Source organism: uncultured Limimaricola sp., assembly GCF_964022235.1.
GTDB lineage: Bacteria > Pseudomonadota > Alphaproteobacteria > Rhodobacterales > Rhodobacteraceae > Limimaricola.
Window position 1 is genome coordinate 40,058 of record NZ_CAXHZL010000017.1, and the last position, 17,781, is coordinate 57,838.

Here is a 17,781-nt window from a genome sequence, read left to right on the forward strand (position 1 = left end):
GCGGCCGGACCCTCAGGGAATCCAGCGTTGGACCGCACGGACGGCTGTCTTCACCCATTCGTTATCAAACAGGCTGGCGCTGAAATAGTTGCCTGCCGCGCGCTTATTGATTTCGCCCAGGCTCGGATAGGGCAGCACCGCGCCCGCGATCTTCGACAGTTTCAGCCCGGAGGATATGGCGATGGCCCAGACGCCGATAAGGTCGTCGGCGTTCGCCCCGAGAATCGTGGCTCCCACGGGGCGGCCCTTCACAGCCATCAGCTTGAGCATGCCGAGCGTGCGGCCCTCAGCGATGGCGCGATCGTTTTCGTCATACTCCATGCGGATCACCTTGAGCGCGTCGCCGTGCTTCTCGCGGGCCTGCGCCTCGGTCAGCCCGACCTGCGCGAGACCGGGATCGGTGTATGTGGCCCACGGGATATGCGCGGTTTTGGCTTTGGACGGCAGGCTGAACAGCATGGAGCGGATGATGACACCCGCGTGGTAGCCCGCGACATGGGTGAACATCAGCCCGCCCGCCGCGTCGCCCACCGCATAGACCCGGCGATTCGTCTCCGAGCGCAGATCCTCGCCCACGGTGATGCCGCGCCGGTCATGTTTCACGTGTGCCACGTCGAGACCGAGGCCATCCGTCACCACCTGTCGTCCCACTGCCATGAGCAGGTGAGTGCCTTCGAAGTCGCCCTTTTCAGTCCGCACGGTGATCGCACCCTCGCGGCCCGAAACGGCGGTGACCTTGGCGTCCTCCTCGATGCGGATGCCCTCGGCGCGCAACCGGGTCAGGAGGTGCCCGGCCAGTTCCGGGTCATCCTTGCCCAGCGCCTTCGCGCCCTCAATCACCGTGACCTCGCAGCCGAGCCTGCGGTGCGCCTGCGCCATCTCGATGCCGATCGGGCCGCCGCCGATCACTAGCAGGTGGCGCGGCCGCTCGCGCAGGGCGAAGATCGTCTCATTGGTGAGGTAGGGCGTATTCTCGATGCCGTCGATCGGCGGCACCAGTGGCCGCGAGCCGGTGGCGAGCACGAAGCGACGCGCCTTGATCGTGGTGTCGCCCGCCTGCATCTCGTCTGGCGAGGTGAAGCGCGCGTGCTCGCGGATCACCGTGATGCCGAACCCCTCGAACCGCTCCTGCGAATCGACGGGTGCGATGGTGGCGATGGTGCGCGCGACGTGGTCCTTCACGGCAGCGAAATCGATCTCTGGCGTGACCGGCGTGATGCCCATCTCGGCGCCCTTGGTCATCGCATGCGCTTGCTTGGCCGCCGCGAGCAGCGCCTTGGAGGGCACGCAGCCGCTGTTGAGACAATCGCCGCCCATCTCGCCCTTTTCGATCAGCACGACGCGCGCGCCCATCTGTGCCGCCCCCGCCGCGACCGAAAGCCCGCCCGAACCGGCGCCGATGATGCAGATGTCGCAGTCGATATGGCTCATGTGAGGCCTTTCCGGCCCTTCACGGCCTTGATGACAAGAGGAAGCGCCGAGAGCGCGGCGAGGCCGAGCAAAGGCAAAAGGATGTACGGTTCGAAGATAAGGCCAAGATCAGGCGTTTCGCCCGCCGCAAAGACGGCGCCGAGCCCGGCGCCCACCGAGGTGTAGACCAGTGCACCAGGCGCGATGCCCAGAAGCGTGGTGACGGCGAAGGCGCCGAATCCTACCCCGACCATAGCCGGCAGCAGGTTGGCCACGAAGAACGGTACCACTGGCAACAGCCGCAGCAGGAACAGCATCGACCACTGATTCTCGCGGATGCCGTCCTTGATCTTCTTGAGACGCCCCTCGGAGGTGTCCATGCCCTTCGACAGCCGCCGCCCGAGCCCGGCGCGCGCGGCGAGAAAGATCAGCACTGCGCCGATCGTCGCCGCGACCACGTTGAACACCACGCCCGGAAAGGTGCCGAACAGAAAGCCGCCCGTCAGAGTCGCCACCGTGGCGCCGGGCAGCGAAAAGGCGACGATGACGATATAAGCGGCCATGAAGCCCGCCACGGCGAGCGCGTAATTGCCATCGCGCCATGCGATCAGCGCCTCACGATTGTCGCGCAGCGTCTCGAAGCTGAGCAGGTCGCCCAGGAAGAACGCGCCCGTCAGCGCCACGAGGCCGATCGCGATCAATGGCAGGTGGCGCAGCCAGCTTCGTGTTCCAGAAGATGACGTTTCATCGGTGTCGTCGTGCATGTCAGACCTTCCGGGCAAGATTTGCACCAGACATGCACCGCGCCGAGAGGGCCGCCCACCCCCCTCGCAGGCTCTTGATCGGCGGGGTCGGACTGTAACAATGCAGGCGATATGGGGATTCAGGTCCGGCTTGCGTTGACAGCCTGCCGATGCCTCTCTATGGCACGGGCTTCGAATGATGGCAGGCCCCGAATCCGGCATGGACGGCGGACGGCGCGGCCCCTTGAGACGGAGAAAGCGCAATGAAACGCACGTTCCAACCCTCGAACCGTGTGCGCAAAGCGCGTCACGGCTTCCGCGCACGTATGGCCACCAAGGCCGGCCGGAAGATCATCAACGCCCGCCGCGCGCAGGGCCGCAAGGTCCTGAGCGCCTGATCCCAGATCAGGTGATAGCGGAAAAGACCCCCGTGGTCGGCAGCGATGCCGCCGCGTCGGGGTCTTTCGGCGTTGGCGTCGACAAGATGCGCAAACGCCCCGACTTCCTGCGCGCCGCCCGGGCGCTGCGGCAGGGCACGACCGGATTCCACCTGCAGGGCAACCCGCGCAGGGATGGCGACGATGCCGTGCGCGTGGGCTTCACCTGCTCCAAGAAGGTCGGCAATTCGGTTGCGCGCAACCGCGCCAAGCGCCGTCTGCGCGAGGTCGCGCGCAAGGTACTCCCTATTCAGGGGCAGCCCGGCTGGGACTATGTGCTGATCGGTCGGGCCGAGGTCACGGCCACGCATGACATCGAACAGATGGCGCGCGATCTCGAATGGGCGCTGAGCCGCGTCCATTCGCAGGCATGAGCCCGCTCGCGCGTGTGCTGGCCTTGCCGGTGCGCGCCTACCGGCTCACCTTTTCCCCGATGGTCGGCCATGGATGCCGCTTTCACCCGACCTGTTCGGCCTATGCGCTCGAGGCGCTGGAGCGGCACGGCGGGCTGAAAGGCGGCTGGCTCACATTGCGACGCCTCGCGCGCTGCCATCCGCTGGGTGGCAGCGGCATCGACAACGTCCCCGACTGACCCCGTGACCTTTCCCCGGACTGGCCAGCATGGCATATCGGGCCGATCCAGAGGAGCTCGACCCATGCTCGACAATTTCGCCGACGAGACCCCCGAAGACGCGCACGACGATATCCACCCGCTGTTCGCCGGCGCGCCGAAAACCACCGAGTTTCGCAAGCTGCGCAAGCGGATCATCCGCGATACCCGCGAGGCGATCGAGAAATACGGCATGATCGAGCGCGGCGCACGCTGGCTCGTCTGTCTCTCGGGCGGCAAGGACAGCTACACGCTGCTAGCCGCGCTGACCGAGTTGCAGTGGCGCGGACTGCTCCCCGTCGAGATCCTTGCCTGCAACCTCGATCAGGGCCAGCCGGGGTTCCCTGCGACCGTGCTGCCCGAGTTTCTCGAGCGGATGGGCGTGCCGCACCGGATCGAATATCAGGACACCTATTCCATCGTCATGGACAAGGTGCCCCAAGGGCGCACCATGTGCGCGCTGTGTTCGCCACTGCGCCGGGCCAATCTCTACCGCGTCGCGCGAGAGGAAGGGTGTACAGCTGTCGTGCTTGGCCATCACCGTGATGACATGCTCGAAACCTTCTTTTTGAACCTGTTCCACGGGGGCAAGATCGCGACCATGCCGCCCAAGCTGCTCAATGATGAGGGCGACCTGTTCCTCTATCGCCCGCTGGCCCATGTGGCCGAAGCCGATTGCGAGAAGTTTGCCACGGCGATGAACTACCCGATCATTCCCTGCGACCTGTGCGGCAGCCAGGACGGACTGCAACGGCAGCAGATCAAGCAGATGATCGATCAGTGGGAAAAGAACGCTCCGGGGCGGCGACAGAAGATGTTCACAGCGCTGAATCAGGTCCGACCGAGCCACATGCTCGATCCCGATTTGTTCGACTTCGCGGCGCTGGCACGCGGAGCGACCGAAGGTAGCCGCAATTCTAATAATTAGAGCCTGCCACATTAAGAAACCGCTTAGATAGCGTTTCTAGTTTGTCTCCCTGTCAGGGCACGTTGCGGTAGCGCATCGGCCATCTTCGGCGGGATGAGAAGACGAATGCGCAGCACGGCCAGCCTTCCCTTGCAACGGGTCATCGCCCCCCTCACGGGGTCGATTGGCCGCCTGACCCGCCCATTGGGCCTCGCCTTGGTGCCAATGCTGCTGCTCGCGGCTCTGGCGCTGGGGGGCAAGCTGGCCGTGGCGCTTGTCGTGCTGGCGCTGCCGCTGACGGTGGCGAGCGCCATCGGACGACCGATCCTGACACGCGACGAGACGCGCGACGTGCTGACCGGGCTGGGCGACCGCCTCGCGCTCACGGCCGGGTTGGACCGGATGCTTGCACGGCGCGGCGGCTCACCGCGATCGGTGGCGGCGATGGTGCTCGAGATCGACGGTTTCAAACAGCTCGAACAGCGGCACGATCGCGCCACGATCGAACGCCTGCTGCAAGCCGTGGGCGAGAGGTTGCAGGACGGCCTGCGCGACGGCGACGCGCTGGCCCGCCTCGACGGGGCCTGCTTCGGCATTGCGCTGTCCTCGCGCCGGAAACTCGATCTCGAAGCGGCGATCCAGCTTGGCCAGAGGCTTCAGACCTTGGTGGCCGATCCCATCGAACGAGATGGCGCGCAGATCCACGTCACGGTATCGGCGGGCTTCGCGCTGGCGCTGCGGCTGGCACGGCCGGGCGGGGCCGATCTTCTGCAGGCCGCGACGCTCGCCTTGATCGAGGCGCAACGCGGCGGGCCGGGTTCGATCCGGTGCTATTCCGAGGCGATGCGCCATCGGGTGAGCCTGCGCCATGGCCTGACCGACGAGGTCGCCGCCGCGCTCGACCGCGGCGACGTCGTGGCCCATTTCCAACCGCAGATCTCCTTGTGTAACGGTCGGCTCACCGGTGTCGAGGCCCTCGCGCGCTGGCACCATCCCGAACGCGGCCTGATCCCGCCCGCCGAATTCCTGCCGGTGATGGAACAGGCCGGGCTGATGGGCCGCTTGGGCGAGGTGATGGTGCAGGATGGCCTCAACGCCCTGCGCCTTTGGGACGCGGCCGGAATCGAAGTGCCGCATGTCGCCATCAATTTCTCTCAGGCCGAACTCGCGGACCCGCGACTGGTCGACCGCCTTGCTTGGGAACTCGACCGTTTTGACTTGCAGCCCGGCCGACTTGCGGTCGAGGTGCTCGAGACGGTGGTGGCGCAACGGGTCGAGGACGTGGTGATCCGCAATCTGTCGGGGCTGTCGGGGCTTGGATGCAGGCTCGATCTCGACGATTTCGGCACGGGCCACGCCGCGATCACCTCGATCCGCCGGTTCTCGATTCAGCGGATCAAGATCGACCGCTCTTTCGTCACCCGCATCGACAGCGATTGCGAGCAGCAGAAGATGGTCTCGGCGATCCTGACCATGGCGGACGGGCTGGGCATCGAAACGCTGGCCGAAGGTGTCGAGACCGACGGCGAGCGCGCCATGCTGCAACGCTTGGGCTGCGGCCACGGGCAGGGGTTCGGCATAGGTCGGCCAATGCCGCGCCCCGAGACCGAGGCCTGGATCCGGGCCATCCCGACCCTCTGCCCCAAAGAGCCGTCGCGTCGCGCGGTCTGAAGGCCTTCGCACAGATACCCCGCGCCACCCGCCGCCCACTGGGCCCCCACGGCACGGCACCGCCAAGGCGAAAGAGCTTGACCTTCGGACCCTCGCCCTGTTGAACCGCCACTGACCTTTTCCGGCGATCGAGGGCGGTTTTTCATGGACGATCAGAACAAGAACCTGATCCTGGCGACAGTGCTCAGCCTGGTGGTGATCCTGGGGTGGTTCCTGATCTTCCCCCCCGAGGAGCAGGCCCCCTCGCCCGATTTCGACGAGGTGTCGACAGCCGCCGTCGAGGCGCCCGGCACCGGTGACACGCCCCTGCCCGGGACCACCGCACAGGCCGCTCCCCAAGAGCAGGAAGCGCCCCGCGTCGCCATCGAAACGCCGGAGCTGACCGGTTCGCTGTCGCTGCGCGGCGGCCGGATCGACGATCTGTCGCTGGTCGAATACAACGAGACGCTCGACCCCGAGAGCCCGCTGGTGCGGCTGCTGTCGCCCGTCGGCACCGACACGCCCTATTACGCGGTCTGGGGCTGGGCCCCGGTTGGCGGCACCTCGACCCCCCTGCCCGGTCCCGACACGCTGTGGACGTTGGAGAGCGGCGAGACGCTGACCCCCGACAGCCCGGTGACCCTGGCCTGGGACAACGGCGAGGGCCTCGTGTTCCGCCGCACCGTCTCTGTCGACGACAGGTTCATGTTCGATGTCGAGCAGACGGTCGAGAACACCGGCGACACCACCGTGAGCCTCGCGCCCTACGGCTTTGTCGCGCGCCACGGTCAACCCGACACGCAGAACTTCTTCATCCTGCACGAAGGCCTCGTGCGGATGACCGACGGCACGCTCGAAGAGATCAAGTACAAGAACATGGACGATCTCGATGCCGATCCGCGCGGCGCGGGCCGGGTCGACGTGGCCGAGGTCTCCGAGAATGGCTGGACCGGCTTCACCGACAAATACTGGATGACGACGCTGATCCCCGAGCCGGGCACGCCGTTCCGTTCGGTCGTGCGCTACACCGAAGGCTCCGAGATCTATCAGACCGACAGCGTGTCGCCCGCGCTCGAAGTCGCCCCCGGCGCCACCGTCTCCTCCGACACCCGCCTCTTTGCGGGCGCCAAGGAATGGGAGGCGATCCGTTCGTATCAGAACGACGGCGGCATCGAGGGTTTCGTCGACAGCATCGACTGGGGCTGGTTCTTCTTCCTGACCAAGCCGATCTTCATGCTGCTGCACTTCCTGAACGGCTTGATCGGCAACATGGGCTGGTCGATCGTGGCGCTGACGCTGATCCTCAAGGCGATCGTGTTCCCGCTGGCCTATCGCTCCTACGTGTCGATGGCCCGGATGAAAGAACTGCAGCCGCAGATGGAGGCGCTCAAGGAGCAGTCAGGCGACGACCGCCAGAAACTCCAGCAGGGCATGATGAAGCTTTACAAGGAAAACAAGGTCAATCCGGCCTCGGGTTGCCTGCCGATCCTGATCCAGATCCCGATCTTCTTCTCGCTCTACAAGGTGATCTTCGTCACCATCGAGCTGCGCCACGCGGAGTGGTTCGGCTGGATCCGCGACCTGTCGGCCCCCGATCCCTCGTCGATCCTGAACCTGTTCGGCCTGCTGCCTTTCGCGGCACCCGAACCGTCGAGCTTCCTCGCGATCATCTCGCTGGGCATCCTGCCGATCCTCTTGGGCATCTCGATGTGGCTGCAGCAAAAGCTGAACCCGGCCCCCGCCGATCCGACGCAGAAGATGGTCTTCGCCTGGATGCCGTGGGTGTTCATGTTCATGCTCGGTAACTTTGCCAGCGGCCTGGTCATCTACTGGATCACCAACAACACCGTGACCTTCGTGCAGCAATACGCGATCATGCGCAGCCATGGGGCCAAGCCTGACGTGTTCGGCAACATCAAGTCGGGCCTCAGCCGCAAGAAGGCCGCCGAGGCAAAACCCGCCAAGGCCGCCAACGCGCCCGGGAAACCGAAGAAGTGACCGGCATGAAGATGAACTTTCCCGAGGCCACCCCGCCCGAGCCCGACGCGGCCGAGGCGGGTAGGCTTCTCTTCGCCGGCGAGGTCGAGTTCCTCAAGGGCGTCGTGGCCATGTCGGGCCTTCCGCCCGCCGACCGGTTGGAGGTCTGCTTTGCGGGCCGCTCGAACGTCGGCAAGTCGTCTTTGATCAACGCGCTCACCGGTCGCAAGGCGATCGCGCGCGCGTCGAACACGCCGGGCCGGACGCAGGAGATCAACTTCTTCACCGCTGCCGAAAGCCATTACATCGTCGACCTTCCGGGCTATGGCTTTGCCAACGCGCCGCTGGCGGTGGTCGAGAAGTGGCAGCGCCTGCTCAAGCAGTATCTTTCTGGCCGCCCGACCCTGCGCCGCGCCTTCGTGCTGATCGACGCACGCCACGGCGCCAAGAAGGTCGACGAGGAAATCATGACCCTGCTCGACCGCTCGGCCGTGCCGTTTCAGGTCGTGCTGACCAAGATCGACAAGGTGCGCCGCGACGAGCTCGACCAGAGTCTCGCGCTGACGCGGGCGGCTTTGGCCAAGCACCCCGCCGCCTACCCCGAACTGGTGCTGACCAGCTCCGAAAAGGGCGACGGCATCGAGACGCTCCGCGCCATCGTCGCGGGGCTCGCCTGACCACCTGAACAGGGGCCTCCCATGAGGACGCAGAAGATGGACCGAGACTGGATCGCCACCGCCAAGACGCTCTCCGAGGCCCTGCCCTATCTGCAGCGCTACTCGGGTGCGATCGTCGTGGTGAAGTTCGGCGGCAACGCCATGGGCGACGCCGATGCGATGGCCGAATTCGCCCGCGACGTGGTGCTGATGCGGCAGGTGGGCGTGAACCCGGTCGTGGTGCATGGCGGCGGACCGATGATCAACGAGATGCTGGCCAAGCTCGGAATCAAGTCCGAGTTCGTGCGCGGCAAGCGCGTCACCGACAAGGCCACGGTCGAGGTGGTCGAGATGGTGCTCACCGGCCTCGTCAACAAGCGCATCGTGCAAGCCATCATGGACGAGGGTGGCCGTGCCGTTGGCCTGTCTGGCAAGGACGACGACCTGATGGTCGCGGTGGCCGACGATCCCGAACTCGGCTTCGTGGGCCGTCCCGTCGAAATGAACGTACAGGTGCTGCGCGACATGTTTTCAGCCGGTATCATCCCCGTGGTGGCCCCGGTCGCCACCGGCATGGACCCAAACGAGACCTTCAACGTCAACGGCGACACCGCCGCCGGTGCCATCGCGGGCGCGCTCAAGGCCGACCGTCTGCTGCTGCTCACGGATGTGTCCGGCGTCAAGGACGCCAGCGGCGAGGTCGTCACGCAGCTGTCCCCCGAACAGGTACGCGAGATGACCGCCGAGGGCACGATCGCGGGCGGCATGATCCCCAAGACCGAGACCGCGCTCACGGCGCTGGAACAGGGCGTGCGGGCCGTGGTGATCCTCGATGGTCGCCTGCCCAATGCCTCGCTTCTGGAGCTGTTCACCGAGCACGGCGCGGGCTCGATCATCCGTTCGAGCGAGAGCCGGATGCGCCCGCGCAACGAGACATGAGCCTCAAGCTCGTCCTTATCCGCCATGCCAAATCCGACTGGGGTGATGCCGGTCAGCGCGACCACGAGCGCCCGCTGGCGGAGCGTGGCCGCCGCGATGCGCCGCGCATGGGGACCTGGCTGGCCCAAGGCGGGCATGCCCCGGACCTGGTGCTCTGCTCAGACGCCGCGCGCACCCGCGAGACGGTCGCGCTGATGCGCCCCGAATGGCCGGGTACCACCGAGATCCGCCACGAGCCCAGCCTCTATGCCGCCCCGCCGCGCCAGTTACTGGCGGCACTCAAGGGTGTGACCGAACGCTGCGTGGCCTTGGTGGCGCACAACCCCGGTATCGGTCGTCTCGCGGCCGAGCTGGCTGACACCATCCCCGATCACCCGCGCTTCGCCGACTACCCCACCTGCGCCGTGACCGTGCTGGAGTTCGATGCCGGAGACTGGTCGGACATCGCAAAGGGCCGCGTGGCCGCCTTCGCCGTTCCCGCCGACCTCTGAACGCGAAAGGGGGCCGCTTTCGCGCCCCCCTCCCCGACTTTACTCTGCAAATACTCATCTTCTCGGCCCTCGGGCCGCGGCGCTGTCCTCAGTGGCCGAGGATCTGGCTCAGGAACAGCTTGGTCCGGTCGGACTTGGGAGCCTTGAAGAAGGCCTCCGGCTCGTTCTGCTCGACGATCTGGCCTTGGTCCATGAAAATCACCCGGTTGGCGACCTGCCGCGCGAAGCCCATCTCGTGGGTTACACAGAGCATGGTCATGCCCTCCTCGGCCAGCTCGATCATGGTGTCGAGCACCTCCTTGATCATCTCCGGATCGAGCGCCGAGGTCGGCTCGTCGAAGAGCATGATGCGCGGCTTCATGCACAGCGAGCGGGCGATGGCGACGCGCTGCTGCTGACCGCCCGAGAGCTGGCCGGGATACTTGTTCGCCTGCTCGGGGATCTTCACTTTTTTCAGGAAATGCATCGCGATTTCCTCGGCTTCCTTCTTGGGCGTCTTGCGCACCCAGATCGGAGCCAAGGTGCAGTTCTCGAGGATCGTCAGATGCGGGAAGAGGTTGAAGTGCTGAAAGCACATGCCGACCTCGGAGCGGATCTTGTCGATGTTCTTGAGGTCCGATGACAGCTCGGTCCCGTCGACGACGATGCGCCCCGACTGGTGCTCCTCGAGCCGGTTGATGCAGCGGATCAGCGTCGATTTGCCCGAGCCCGAGGGCCCGCAGATCACGATCCGCTCACCCCGATAGACGGTGAGGTCGATGTCGCGCAGCACGTGGAACGAACCGTACCACTTGTTCATGTTCGAGATCTCGATCGCGACCTCGTCGGAGACCCGCATATGGCTGCGGTCGATGGCACGATCGGCGGGATTGGTGGCGGTGTCGGTCATGGCACCCTCCTCAGTGATGGCCGCGCTGGAGTTTTTTCTCCAGGTACAGCGAGTAGCGGGACATGCTGAAACAGCAGATGAAGAACAGCAGGCCGATGAAGACGAAGAGCTCCCAGTAGATGCCGTTCCACTCGGCCGAGGCGCGGATCGCGTTCGAGAGGCCGATGGGATCGAGCAGGCCGATGAACACCACCAGCGTCGTGTCCTTGAACAGGCCGATGAAGGTGTTGACGATGCCCGGGATGGCGATCTTGAGCGCCTGCGGCAGGATGATCAGCCGCATCGACTTCCAGTAGTCGAGGCCAAGCGCGTCGGCCGCCTCGTACTGCCCCTTGGGAAGCGAGGCGAGACCGCCGCGCACCACCTCGGCAATGTAAGCCGCCGCAAAGAGCGTCACCATGATGATGACGCGCAACATCAAGTCGAAGTTCGTGCCTGGCGGCAGGAAGTAGTTCAGCAGCAGCGACGCGGTGAACAGCCAGACGATCAGCGGCACGCCGCGGATGATCTCGATGAAGCCCACGGAGATCTTGTTGATGATGAACAGGTCCGACTGACGGCCCAGCGCCAGCAGGATGCCGAGCGGCAGCGATAGGATGATGCCCGCGATGCCGATGATGAACGACAGCATGAAGCCACCAAAATCTTGGCTCGGCACGTATTCGATGCTGAGCGCGATCACCTGCTCGAGCTCGCGCGCGAGCGGGCCCGCGGTGTAGAACCAGTAGATGAGGGGCAACGCCACGGCGACGATCATCGCGATCAGCGTCCCCGCGATCGGGGCCAGCGCCCGCCATGCGGCCCAGCCCAGCACGAAGCCCAGGGCGATGGAGACCGGGAACCAGAGGCTGCCGCCCCAGAGCAGCCAGAACATCGCGAAGGGCGAAAGCGCGGTGAAGGCCAGCATGCCGCGCGGCACGCGCGAAAACAGCACCGGTGCGATCGCCACGAAGAAGATCACCAGCGCCAGGATCGGGCGCCAGTAAAGCTCTCGCGGGTAGAAGCCGAACATGAGCTGCTGCCAGCGATCGCCCAGCACCGCCCAGCAGGCGGCCGAGGCGTCTGCGCCGATGGTGGCGTTGCGGATCTCGCGGCATTCGGAGAGCGAGCCCGCGTTCCAGATGCCGTTGAAGACCCAAGGCATGGTGTGCGAGAGCGCCCACCAGATGACGTAGAGCGAGACCAGCGTCATCAGGATGTTGAGCCAGCCCGAGAACAGGTTCTCGCGCATCCACAGGATGGCGCCGCGATTGCCGACCGGAGGCTCGGCCTCCGGCAGCATGGTGTCCCGCACGAAGGAGACGGTCTGTGCGTGGGTGTCCGACATCTCAGCGCTCCTTCAGCTTTACGCGGGAATTGTAGAGGTTCATCGCGCTCGAGATGACGAGGCTGGTCACGAGGTAGAACAACCCCAGAAGCAGCATCCCCTCCAGCTCCTTGCCGGTCTGGTTGATGGTGATGCCCCCCAGCGTCGAGCGGGCGTCCATATAGCCGACGGCGATCGCCAGTGACGAGTTCTTGGTGAGGTTTAGGTATTGCGAGATCATCGGCGGGATGATGACACGCAGCGCCTGCGGCAGGATCACGAGGCGCATGGTGCGCGAGGGCTTGATGCCTAGCGCGAAGGCCGCCTCGGTCTGGCCCTTGGAGACCGACAGGATGCCACCGCGCACGTTCTCGGCGATGAAGGCACCGGTGTAGAGCGACAGCGCCAGCCAGAGCGCGATCAGCGAATTGCGCAGCTGCAGCCCGCCTTCGAAGTTGAAGCCGCCAAGCACCGGCCGCTCGAACTCGACCGGCATGCCGCGCCGGATCGTGTCCGACAGCGCCACGGCCCCGGCCGGCACGGTGGCGAGGTCGACCGAAGCCGGCAGCGACAGGATGTTGCAGGTGCCGGCCTCGAGGGCCGCGAGTGCGCCCGCGGCGTCCTCGACGGGGACGTAGGTGAAGCGGATCTCTTGGCTGCGCATCAGGCGGCGCAGGTTTAGCGACTCGGTCGAGAACGGCACCGCGCAGGCGTTGATCGCCTGCTGGCTGCCGGCGTAGTCGGCCAACGTCATCCCCTCTGTCGCGCCGGTCGCCAGCACCGGCTGCGTCACCCGGCCCGAGGTCATGCTCAGCGCCAAAAAGACCACGGCGGTCGGCACGACGAAAAGGCCCAGCGTGCCCCAGCCGATCGGCAGTATGCGGCCGGTCTGTTCCTGGGTGCGGTGCGCGTAGCGGCGCCAGAAGAAAATCGCGACCAGCGACGCCAGCAGCACCGCCAGCAGCAGCCCCGCGCCGGAGCCCCAGAACGGTGCCGGCACGAAGACGCCACGGTTGGTGATGGCGATGCTGTCGCCGAAGATCATCGCGGCGTCCCCGCCCTCGCGGAAGTCGCGCGGCTGCGGCGTGGCCTCGGTCATCAGTGCGAAGATCAGCAGGATCCACAGCAGCACGGGGATGTTGCGGAAGCCCTCGACATAGACCGCCATCAGATTGGCGATGAGCCAGTTCTTCGACAGGCGCAGCACGCCCGCCAGAACGCCCACGATGGTAGCAAGCGCGCAGCCCAGCACCGCGATCAGCAGTGTGTTGAGGATGCCCACGAGAGCGGCGCGGCCATGGCTCGAGGCGCTGTCGTATTCGATCAGGCGCTGGTTGATGTCGTAACCGGCGCGCTGGCCCAGAAAGCCGAAATCGAAATCCTTGCCGAGCGCGGAGAGGTTGGCGATCGTGTTCGACACCAGCCAGCTCAGCCCCAGCATCAGTGCGATGAAGGCGATCACCTGAATGGTCAGGGAGCGGTATCTGGTATCGTAGATCAGCTGGCTCGGGCGGAACCCGGCCTTCGGAGCATCCGAGGTCGTTGTCATGTCTTGGTCCCCGTTGGTCCCCGCGCCGGTTGCGCGCCGGTTGATCCGGCTGCGCCCTACTTTCGGGGACAGGTGGCGCGTCGCGCCTTGTCCTTTGTTGGTGGAAAGGGGCGCCGCGGCGCCCCTTCCGATGTGCTTAGCGGAACGGCGGCGCGTAGATCAGGCCGCCATTGGTCCACTGGGCGTTGAGGCCACGAGCCAGACCGATCGGGGTGTTCTCACCGATGTTCTTCTCGAAGATCTCACCATAGTTGCCGCCGGCAGCGATGGCGTTCTTGGCCCAGTCGTTGTCGAGGCCGATCATGCCACCGAGTTCACCTTCGGTGCCGAGCAGACGGTTCACTTCGGGGTTGGTGCCCGGAGCGGCGGCCAGCTCGCTGACGTTGGCCGAGGTCACGCCGAACTCTTCGGCGGCGATCAGCGCGTTGAGCGTCCAGCGCACGATGTCGCCCCACTCGTTGTCGCCGTGGCGCACGAGCGGACCGAGCGGCTCCTTGGAGATGATCTCGGGCAGGATCACGTGATCGCCCGGGTTCTCGAAGGTGGCGCGGGTCGCGGCGAGGCCGGAGGCGTCGGTGGTGTAGGCGTCACAGGCCCCGGCGAGGTACTGCTGCTGCGCCTCGGCGTTGGTTTCGACGGGCACGGGCTCGTAGCTGATGTTGTTGTTGCGGAAGAAGTCCGCGAGGTTCAGCTCGGTGGTGGTGCCGGTCTGGATGCAGACGGTTGCGCCGTCCAGATCCTTGGCCGAGGACACGCCCAGAGCGGTCGGAACGATGAAGCCCTGACCGTCGTAGTAGTTGACGCCGATGAAATCGAACTTGAGGTCGGTGTCGCGCGAGAAGGTCCAGGTGGTGTTGCGCGCCAGGACGTCGATCTCGCCCGAGGCCAGTGCGGTGAAGCGGGTCTGACCGGTGGTGGGAACGAAGTTGACGGCGGTGGGATCGCCCAGCACGGCAGCGGCGACGGCACGGCAGACGGCGACGTCGAAGCCCTCCCAGACGCCGTTGGCGTCGGGGGCACCGAAGCCGGCGAGGCCGGTCACCACACCGCAGTTCAGCTCGCCGCGCTCCTTGACGTCGTCGAGCGTGGCGGCCTGAGCCGCTCCGGCGAGAAGACCGGTGGCGGTCAGCGCGCCGAAGATAACGGATTTCTTCATGTTTACCTCTTCCTGAGTATCGGCCCCTCTTGGCGGGGGCAGAAGTCTTGTGGCCGACCGCGGTGCGGTGCGGCAGTATGCAGGGATCATTGATCCCGACGCAGGCAGTTGGGCAATGATTTCACTTCAGGTCAAGGGTCGGTCCCCGTCACGTAGCGGCGCGGACGCCGGGTAAAGAGGCAGCGCGACACAAAAAAAGGGCAGCCCCGCGAGAGGCTGCCCGATCATTACCGCCTTTGCCCGCCCGCTCAGCCGAGCAGCGCCCAGAACCGCGCCGCGTCGTCGAAGGCTGCGCGCTTGACGCGGGCCATGGCCTCGGCCTCTTCGTCGGCCCCCCATTGCTCGATCTGCCAATCCTCGTCGAGGCGCGACAGCCGCCACGCCTCCTGTGCCTCGATCCGGCCCTCGATGACGGCCAGCGCCAACACCAGCGAGCCCGAGAGCGCCACGAGATCGTGGAAGGCCGCGAGCGCGAAGGGATCCATGGCATGGACGGGGGCCGACAACCGCTCCAGCGCCGCCGCATCCTGTGCGATGGGCATGACGCCCTGCACGGTGACGAGACGCGCGCCATAGCGCTCCTCGGCCCAATCGAGCAAAGGGTCCCATTCGCTCGCCTGACGTGCGATCAGCTCGACCGGGCGTTCGGCGCGGTAGCACAACAGCTCCGAGCCGCCATATTCCGCCAGCATCGCCGCCACCTCGGCGCGCTGCCCCGCCACCTTGTCGAGCGCGGAGTTGGCGGTGCGGGTGATCGGCATGGTGCCGGGATCGATCCGCTCTTCCTGCGCCTGCCATTCGGCGGCGAGGGCCTGCGCCAGCGCCTGTGTCGGCAGGATCAGCGGCGCCTTGGCGGGTGTGCGCACCGGCCGCCCATCGAGCAACACCTGCCAGCCGCCATCCGCGGGGGCCGTGGTGGCCTCTTTCCAGAAGCGCTTGGCTTTCCATTCGCTCATGAGGTCGTCTCCGTCAGCTCGTCGAGCGCGGGCGCGAGCCCGGCCCAGTCGTGAATGATCCGGTCGGCCATCAGCCCTGCCGCCGGTTGATAGCCCCAAGCGACCCCGATCGACGCCACCCCCGCCGCGCGCGCCATGTCGATGTCAAAGCGGGTGTCGCCGATCATCACCGCGCGCCGCGCCGAGACGCCCGTGTCATCCAGCGCGGCATGGATCATCGCCGGGTGAGGCTTCGAGGGATGATCATCGGCAGTCTGGCGGCTGGCGAAGAGCCCGTGCAGCCCATGCGCCTCGACCAGTCGGTCGAGGCCGCGCCGCGATTTGCCCGTGGCGACAGCCAGAAGCGTGTGCGGTTCCTCGGCCAGCCGATGCAGCGTCTCGCGCGCGCCGGGATAGAACGGGCTGCTCTCAGGCCCATGCGCCTGCCGCAGGTCGGCATAGGCGGTGCAGTAGGCATCGATCATCCTAGTGCGAACATCGGGCCCCTGCTCGCCCGCGAGGCGCAGAAACGTCTCGGGCAACGACAGGCCGACGCCCGACAGCACCCGCTCGCGCGCAGGCATCTCCAGCCCTTCGGAGCCGAAGGCCGCCGCCATCGCGGCGAGGATGTCGGCCTGGCTGTCGACGAGCGTGCCGTCGACGTCGAAGATCACCAGCCGCAGATCGCTCATCCGAAAGTGTCGTCCGGGTCGAACGGATCGAGCGGTGCCTCGCGGGCCTCCCAGCCGAGGAAGTCCCAGGTCCGCTCCATGTGCTCGGGCAGGGGCGCCACGAGTTGCAGCACTGCCTTGGTGATCGGGTGTTCGATCCGCAGCGAGCGCGCGTGCAGGTGCAGCTTTCGGTCGATCTCGGCCCCGAGGCCTGAGCCCCAGCCATCGCCGAGGTTTTCCTGACCCGAGCCGCCGTACTTGCCGTCGCCCACGACCGGGTGGCCCATCTCGGCCATGTGGGCGCGCAGCTGGTGGGTGCGGCCCGTCACCGGCACCAGCGCCATCCACGAGACCCGCTGTCCCAGCGCGCTGATGGTGGCGAACTCGGTGGTGGCACGCTTGGCACCCGGCGTCTTGTCGACCTCGGCGGGGTGGATGCATTGCATCTTCTCGCCCTCGCCGCCTTTGCCGTGGCCCATGGCCTTGACGAGACCGTACTTGATGATACCCGCGCGCGGCTGCGGCGCGCCGGCGACGGCGGCCCAGTAGATCTTGCGCGTCTCGCGGTGCTTGAGGTTCTCGGTCAGCCCCTTGGCCGCCATGCGGGTGCGCGCCAGCAACAGCACCCCCGAGGTGTCCTTGTCAAGCCGGTGCACCAGCCGCGGTTTGTCCTCGAAGCCGTCGCGCAGCGCCTCGGCGAGGCCGTCGACGTGCTTGGACACGCCGGAGCCGCCTTGGGTCGGCAGGCCCGCGGGCTTGTTGATCGCGATGATATGGTCATCGCGGTAGATCACGCAGCCGCGGATCATCTCCGCGTCCTTCTTGGTGATCTGGGTCCGATCGACGGGACGACTCTCAATCTCATGCGCCTCGGGGATCGGGGGCACGCGCACGCTCTGGCCCACTTCGAGCCGGGTTGCGGGCTTCACGCGTCCGCCTTCGACCCGAAGCTCGCCCTTGCGGCACATCTTTTCGATGCGGGTCTGGGCGAGATGGGGAAAACGCCGCTTGAGCCAGCGGTCGAGCCGCTGTTCGCCCTCATCGGGGCCGACGGTGATGGTCTGCACGCCGCTCATGAGAGGCTCCTTGCGATCCAGAGGCCCAAAGCGCAGGCCACGATTGAGAGAATGACCGACCCCAGCACATAGGCCAGCGCGGCCCCTGCCCGACCCGCCTCGACAAGACGCAGCGCGTCGAGCGAAAAGGCCGAGAAGGTGGTGAACCCGCCCAGAAGGCCGGTGATCAGCAGCGGGGCCAGCGGCGCGCCGCGACCCGAGAGCCACACGAACAGCATGCCGATCGCGAAGCTGCCCGAGAGGTTCACGGCGAACGTGCCCATGGGAAAGGCCACGGCCTGTCCCACGAGAAACCGCAGGCTCGCGCCCGTGGCGCCGCCGAAGGCCACCAATGCAAGGGATGTCATCATCCGCGCGGTGTCGTTGGGCGCGCCGCGCT

The 17,781-nt window shown here is 66.3% G+C and carries 19 protein-coding genes; 9 read left to right on the forward strand and 10 right to left on the reverse strand.

Annotated features, from left to right (window positions below; genetic code table 11):
* Positions 1–12 precede the first annotated feature (12 nt).
* Together AADJ02_RS17145 and AADJ02_RS17150 are read right to left on the reverse strand one after the other, a co-directional pair.
* Positions 13–1,431, reverse strand: coding sequence for an FAD-dependent oxidoreductase (locus AADJ02_RS17145; RefSeq protein WP_341214226.1), 1,419 nt, complete (start codon positions 1,429–1,431; stop codon positions 13–15).
* Positions 1,428–2,174 (reverse strand): VTT domain-containing protein, encoded by a 747-nt coding sequence (locus AADJ02_RS17150; protein WP_341214227.1) that lies wholly within the window; start codon positions 2,172–2,174, stop codon positions 1,428–1,430. The genes AADJ02_RS17145 and AADJ02_RS17150 overlap by 4 nt, the downstream gene beginning before the upstream one ends.
* 242 nt (positions 2,175–2,416) lie before the next feature.
* Here AADJ02_RS17150 and rpmH point away from each other — a divergent pair, with 242 nt between their 5' ends.
* From rpmH to AADJ02_RS17195, 9 genes are all read left to right on the forward strand, one after another.
* The gene (gene rpmH / locus AADJ02_RS17155; protein ID WP_021693320.1) at positions 2,417–2,551 is read left to right on the forward strand and encodes a 50S ribosomal protein L34; all 135 of its coding nucleotides are present in this window, start codon (positions 2,417–2,419) and stop codon (positions 2,549–2,551) included.
* An 86-nt stretch (positions 2,552–2,637) separates the two neighbouring features.
* On the forward strand, positions 2,638–2,964 hold the full coding sequence (gene rnpA, locus AADJ02_RS17160) for a ribonuclease P protein component (protein ID WP_341214261.1): 327 nt from the start codon (positions 2,638–2,640) through the stop codon (positions 2,962–2,964).
* Complete coding sequence (yidD, locus tag AADJ02_RS17165) at positions 2,961–3,182, forward strand: membrane protein insertion efficiency factor YidD (RefSeq protein WP_341214228.1); 222 nt, start codon at positions 2,961–2,963, stop codon at positions 3,180–3,182. The genes rnpA and yidD overlap by 4 nt, the downstream gene beginning before the upstream one ends.
* Before the next feature lie 64 nt (positions 3,183–3,246).
* Entirely contained in the window at positions 3,247–4,128 is an 882-nt protein-coding gene (gene ttcA, locus AADJ02_RS17170; protein WP_341214229.1) for a tRNA 2-thiocytidine(32) synthetase TtcA, read from the forward strand.
* A gap of 105 nt (positions 4,129–4,233) precedes the next feature.
* Entirely contained in the window at positions 4,234–5,778 is a 1,545-nt protein-coding gene (locus AADJ02_RS17175) for a bifunctional diguanylate cyclase/phosphodiesterase (protein ID WP_341214230.1), read from the forward strand.
* A 144-nt stretch (positions 5,779–5,922) separates the two neighbouring features.
* Complete coding sequence (gene yidC, locus AADJ02_RS17180; protein WP_341214231.1) at positions 5,923–7,755, forward strand: membrane protein insertase YidC; 1,833 nt, start codon at positions 5,923–5,925, stop codon at positions 7,753–7,755.
* A gap of 5 nt (positions 7,756–7,760) precedes the next feature.
* The gene (gene yihA / locus AADJ02_RS17185; protein WP_341214232.1) at positions 7,761–8,411 is read left to right on the forward strand and encodes a ribosome biogenesis GTP-binding protein YihA/YsxC; all 651 of its coding nucleotides are present in this window, start codon (positions 7,761–7,763) and stop codon (positions 8,409–8,411) included.
* 21 nt (positions 8,412–8,432) lie between these two features.
* Positions 8,433–9,329 carry an acetylglutamate kinase gene (argB, locus tag AADJ02_RS17190; protein ID WP_341214233.1) on the forward strand — a complete coding sequence of 299 codons (897 nt, stop codon included), beginning with the start codon at positions 8,433–8,435 and terminating at the stop codon, positions 9,327–9,329.
* Positions 9,326–9,820 carry a histidine phosphatase family protein gene (locus tag AADJ02_RS17195; RefSeq protein WP_341214234.1) on the forward strand — a complete coding sequence of 165 codons (495 nt, stop codon included), beginning with the start codon at positions 9,326–9,328 and terminating at the stop codon, positions 9,818–9,820. The genes argB and AADJ02_RS17195 overlap by 4 nt, the downstream gene beginning before the upstream one ends.
* Before the next feature lie 88 nt (positions 9,821–9,908).
* On the opposite strand, the gene AADJ02_RS17200 is transcribed toward AADJ02_RS17195, so the two are convergent.
* The 8 genes from AADJ02_RS17200 to crcB form a co-directional block, all read right to left on the reverse strand.
* Entirely contained in the window at positions 9,909–10,709 is an 801-nt protein-coding gene (locus AADJ02_RS17200) for an amino acid ABC transporter ATP-binding protein (RefSeq protein WP_341214235.1), read from the reverse strand.
* A gap of 10 nt (positions 10,710–10,719) precedes the next feature.
* The gene (locus AADJ02_RS17205) at positions 10,720–12,036 is read right to left on the reverse strand and encodes an amino acid ABC transporter permease (protein WP_341214236.1); all 1,317 of its coding nucleotides are present in this window, start codon (positions 12,034–12,036) and stop codon (positions 10,720–10,722) included.
* 1 nt (position 12,037) lies between these two features.
* On the reverse strand, positions 12,038–13,564 hold the full coding sequence (locus AADJ02_RS17210) for an ABC transporter permease subunit (protein WP_341214237.1): 1,527 nt from the start codon (positions 13,562–13,564) through the stop codon (positions 12,038–12,040).
* Positions 13,565–13,700: 136 nt separating this feature from the next.
* Positions 13,701–14,720, reverse strand: coding sequence for an amino acid ABC transporter substrate-binding protein (locus tag AADJ02_RS17215; RefSeq protein ID WP_341214238.1), 1,020 nt, complete (start codon positions 14,718–14,720; stop codon positions 13,701–13,703).
* Between the two features lie 248 nt (positions 14,721–14,968).
* Positions 14,969–15,676: an ATP12 family protein gene (locus AADJ02_RS17220; protein WP_341214239.1), complete on the reverse strand. Its 708-nt coding sequence runs from the start codon at positions 15,674–15,676 to the stop codon at positions 14,969–14,971.
* A complete protein-coding gene (locus AADJ02_RS17225; protein WP_341214240.1) occupies positions 15,673–16,347 on the reverse strand; it encodes an HAD-IA family hydrolase in 675 nt (224 codons plus the stop codon). Before AADJ02_RS17225 ends, AADJ02_RS17220 begins: the two co-directional genes overlap by 4 nt.
* Positions 16,344–17,402 carry an RluA family pseudouridine synthase gene (locus tag AADJ02_RS17230; protein ID WP_341214241.1) on the reverse strand — a complete coding sequence of 353 codons (1,059 nt, stop codon included), beginning with the start codon at positions 17,400–17,402 and terminating at the stop codon, positions 16,344–16,346. The genes AADJ02_RS17225 and AADJ02_RS17230 overlap by 4 nt, the downstream gene beginning before the upstream one ends.
* Entirely contained in the window at positions 17,399–17,752 is a 354-nt protein-coding gene (gene crcB / locus AADJ02_RS17235; protein ID WP_341214242.1) for a fluoride efflux transporter CrcB, read from the reverse strand. Before crcB ends, AADJ02_RS17230 begins: the two co-directional genes overlap by 4 nt.
* Positions 17,753–17,781 lie beyond the last annotated feature (29 nt).